Genomic DNA, 3,677 nt, shown 5'->3' with positions numbered 1-3,677 from the left:
GTCCAGGCCCTCACCCCGCCCGCCCTGGAGGACGCGCCCCTGCCCGAGGCGCTGCGCCGGGTGACCGCGCGCACCGTCCCCGGGGCCGTCTTCCGCCTCGACGGCGCGCCCTGCCCCCTGCCCGTGGAGACCGAGGTGGCCCTGCTGCGCCTGACCCAGGAGGCGCTGGCCAACGTGGCCCGCCACGCCCGGGCCGAGCACGCCGCCGTCACCCTCGCCTTCCTCGACGGGCAGGTCGCCCTCGACATCTACGACGACGGTGTCGGCTTCACCCCCGGCCACGGCCCGGCCGACGGCCGCCGCACCTTCGGCCTCCACGGCATGCGCGAGCGCATCGCCGCCCTCGGCGGCACCTTCACCGTCGAGTCCGCCCCCGGCGAGGGCACGGCGATCGCGGCGACGGTGCCGGCCGTCCCGGCGGAGATCCGCGCCATGGGAGCGGCCGCGTGAGCGCCGGCATCGGGGTCCTCCTCGTCGACGACCACCCCGTGGTGCGGCGCGGGCTGCGCGCCATGGTCGACGAGCTGCCCGGCGTGGAGGCCGTGGGCGAGGCCGCCGACGGCGCCGAGGCGCTGCGGCTGCTGGACGAGGGGGCGCGCCCGGACGTCGTCCTCATGGACCTCCAGATGGGCGCCGGGATGCACGGCGTGGAGGCCACCCGGCGCATCACCGCGCTGCCGTCCCCGCCCGCCGTGCTGATCCTCACCACCTACAGCACCGACGCCGACATCCTGGCCGCCGTCGAGGCCGGGGCCACCGGCTACCTCCTCAAGGACGCCCCGCCCGAGGAGGTCGCGGCCGCCGTCCATGCCGCCGCGCGCGGCGAGACCGTCCTCGCCCCGCCCGTCGCCGCCCGCCTGCTGGGCCGGGTACGGGCCGGGGGCCGGACGGTGCTGTCGCCCCGCGAGACGGAGATCCTGGGCCTGGTGGCCGAGGGCCTGGCCAACCGGCAGGTCTCCAAACGGCTGTTCATCAGCGAGGCGACGGTCAAGACCCACCTCGTGCACATCTACGACAAGCTCGGCGTCGACAGCCGCACGGCGGCGGTCGCGGCGGGCCTGGCGGCGGGGCTGATCCGGGCGGTGTGACGGGGCGGTCGGCGCGGGTGCAAGAATCGACGCTCTGCGCAGTCTTTAGTTTTCGACCCCCAGGGAGCACCGCACATGGCACCGGCCGTCCCCACGACGATGGACCGACCGCACTTCATCGGCATCGGCGGCGCCGGCATGTCGGGCATCGCGAAGATCCTCGCCCAGCGCGGCGCGGCCGTCGCCGGCAGCGACGCGAAGGACTCGGCCACCGCCGCGGCCCTGCGCGAGCTGGGCGTCACGGTGCACATCGGCCACGCCGCGGAGCACCTGGCGGCCGACGCCACCTGCGTCGTCGTCTCCAGCGCCATCCGCGCCGACAACCCCGAGCTGGCCGCCGCCGCCGAGCGCGGCGTCCCCGTCGTCCACCGCTCCGACGCGCTGGCCCGGCTGATGGACGGGCTGCGCCCGATCGCCGTCGCCGGCACCCACGGCAAGACGACCACGACGTCGATGCTCGCCGTCTCCCTCGACGCCCTGGGCCTGAACCCGTCGTACGCGATCGGCGGCGACCTGAACGGCCCCGGCACCAACGCCCTCCACGGCTCGGGCGACATCTTCGTCGCCGAGGCGGACGAGAGCGACCGCAGCTTCCACAAGTACGCGCCCGAGGTCGCGATCGTCCTCAACGTGGAGCTGGACCACCACGCGAACTACGCGTCGATGGACGAGATCTACGAGTCCTTCGAGACGTTCGTCGGCCGTGTCCGCCCCGGCGGCACGCTCGTGATCTCCGCCGACCAGGCGGGCGCCCGCGAGCTCACCGAGCGGGTCTCCGGCCGCCACGACATCGAGATCGTCACCTACGGCACGGCCGAGGACGCCGATGTGCGCGTCCTGAAGGTCACCCCGCGCGGCCTGTCCAGCGAGGTCACCATCCTGCTCAACGGCAAGATGCTCACCTTCGCCGTCTCCGTGCCCGGCAGCCACTACGCGCACAACGCCGTCGCCGCCCTCGCCGCGGGCGTGGCCCTCGGCATCCCGGCGCACAACCTCGCCTCCGCGCTCGGCAAGTTCACCGGCGTGGGCCGCCGCCTCCAGCTCAAGGGCGAGGCGAACGGCGTGCAGGTCATCGACTCCTACGCGCACCACCCCACCGAGATGACCGCCGACCTGGAGGCCATCCGCGGCGCCGCCGCCGGCTCCCGCGTCCTGGTCGTCTTCCAGCCGCACCTGTTCAGCCGCACCCAGGAGCTCGGCACGGAGATGGGCCGGTCCCTGACCCTGGCCGACGCCTCCGTCGTCCTTGACATCTACCCCGCCCGTGAGGACCCGATCCCCGGCATCACCAGCGCCCTGATCATCGACGCGGCCGAGAAGGCCGGCGCCGATGTGCGCCCCGAGCACGACATGGCGGCGATCCCGGACGTGATCGCGGGAATGGCGCGGCCCGGTGATCTCGTTCTGACGATGGGCGCGGGTGACGTCACGGACCTCGGTCCGAAGATCCTGGCCCGCCTGGAGAGCTGACCGACACACCGCGGAGGGCGTACGGCATGGCGTACGAGGTCGAGAAGACGGACGAGCAGTGGCGCGCGGAGCTGACGCCGGCGGAGTACCAGGTGCTCCGCCGGGCGGGCACCGAGCCCGCCTTCCGCGGTGAGTACACCGACACCAGCACGGCGGGCGTCTACGCCTGCCGTGCCTGCGGCGCGGAGCTGTTCCGCTCCACGGAGAAGTTCGCGAGCCACTGCGGCTGGCCGAGCTTCTTCGACCCGAAGGACTCCGACGCGGTCGAGCTCCTGGAGGACCGCTCCCACGGCATGGTCCGCGTCGAGGTCCGCTGCGCCCGCTGCGGCTCCCACCTGGGCCACGTCTTCGAGGGCGAGGGCTACCCCACGCCCACGGACCAGCGGTACTGCATCAACTCCATTTCTCTGCGGCTGCGCCCGGACGAGGGCTGAGCCGACCGGCTCAGCGGCCCGGTTCAGCGCAGCACCGCCGCCGTCTCCGGCGGCAGCCGCAGCGTGCCGCCGGCGCCGTCCGGCAGGCCCACCGGCCGCCATGCCGCGACGGCCTCCGTCACCGGCCCCGCCGGGCGCAGGGCGGCCGGGCGGCCGGTGAGGTTGACCGCGATGCGCAGCGGGCCGCGCCGGAAGGAGACGACGCCCCCCGCCGTGACAGACAGTTCCTCGTACCGCCAGCGCGGGTCCGTCAGGGCGGGTTCGGCGCGCCGCAGGGCGATCAGGCGCCGGTACCAGGCGAGGAGCCGGGCGTGCGGGGGGCGTCCTGGTTCCGTCCAGTCCAGGCAGGAGCGGTCGCGGGTCGCCGGGTCCTGGGGGTCGGGGATCTCCTCGGCGGGCCAGCCGTGGGCCTCGAACTCGCGGCGCCGGCCGGTCCGTACGGCCTCCGCCAGGGCCGGGTCCGGGTGGTCGGTGAAGTACTGCCAGGGCGTCCGGGCGCCCCACTCCTCCCCCATGAACAGCATGGGGGTGAAGGGCGCGCACAGGACGAGGGCGGCCGCGCAGGCCAGCAGGCCCGGGGAGAGCCGGGCGGTGAGCCGGTCGCCGAGCGCCCGGTTGCCGATCTGGTCGTGGGTCTGGGCGTAGCCGAGGAGCCGGTGGGCGGGGGTGGTGCCCGGGTCCAGGG

5 protein-coding genes are annotated in these 3,677 nt (G+C 74.8%); 4 read left to right on the top strand and 1 reads right to left on the bottom strand.

Annotated features, from left to right (window positions below; genetic code table 11):
- The 4 genes from K6I33_RS33035 to msrB all read left to right on the top strand — a co-directional run.
- A partial coding sequence (locus K6I33_RS33035) for a sensor histidine kinase (RefSeq protein ID WP_238492356.1) occupies nt 1-450 on the top strand: 450 nt, incomplete at its 5' end.
- On the top strand, nt 447-1,088 hold the full coding sequence (locus K6I33_RS33030) for a response regulator transcription factor (protein ID WP_308297362.1): 642 nt from the start codon (nt 447-449) through the stop codon (nt 1,086-1,088). The genes K6I33_RS33035 and K6I33_RS33030, both read left to right, overlap by 4 nt.
- A 75-nt stretch (nt 1,089-1,163) precedes the next feature.
- Entirely contained in the window at nt 1,164-2,558 is a 1,395-nt protein-coding gene (gene murC, locus K6I33_RS33025) for a UDP-N-acetylmuramate--L-alanine ligase (RefSeq protein WP_229358357.1), read from the top strand.
- 26 nt (nt 2,559-2,584) lie between these two features.
- Complete coding sequence (msrB, locus tag K6I33_RS33020) at nt 2,585-2,992, top strand: peptide-methionine (R)-S-oxide reductase MsrB (protein WP_229358355.1); 408 nt, start codon at nt 2,585-2,587, stop codon at nt 2,990-2,992.
- 23 nt (nt 2,993-3,015) lie between these two features.
- Here msrB and K6I33_RS33015 read toward each other — a convergent pair.
- A partial coding sequence (locus K6I33_RS33015; protein WP_229358353.1) for a DUF3459 domain-containing protein occupies nt 3,016-3,677 on the bottom strand: 662 nt, incomplete at its 5' end.

The sequence above is a fragment of the Streptomyces sp. UNOB3_S3 genome, from assembly GCF_020740895.1.
Taxonomy (GTDB): Bacteria; Actinomycetota; Actinomycetes; order Streptomycetales; family Streptomycetaceae; genus Streptomyces.
The sequence above is the reverse complement of the archived record's forward strand: the minus strand, read 5'-3'. Positions and strand labels throughout refer to the sequence as shown.

Excerpts from the sequence above, each read along its gene's own strand:
- murC (WP_229358357.1), top strand. The coding sequence starts at position 1,164 with ATGGCACCGGCCGTCCCCACGACGATGGACCGACCGCACTTCATCGGC.
- msrB (WP_229358355.1), top strand. The coding sequence starts at position 2,585 with ATGGCGTACGAGGTCGAGAAGACGGACGAGCAGTGGCGCGCGGAGCTG.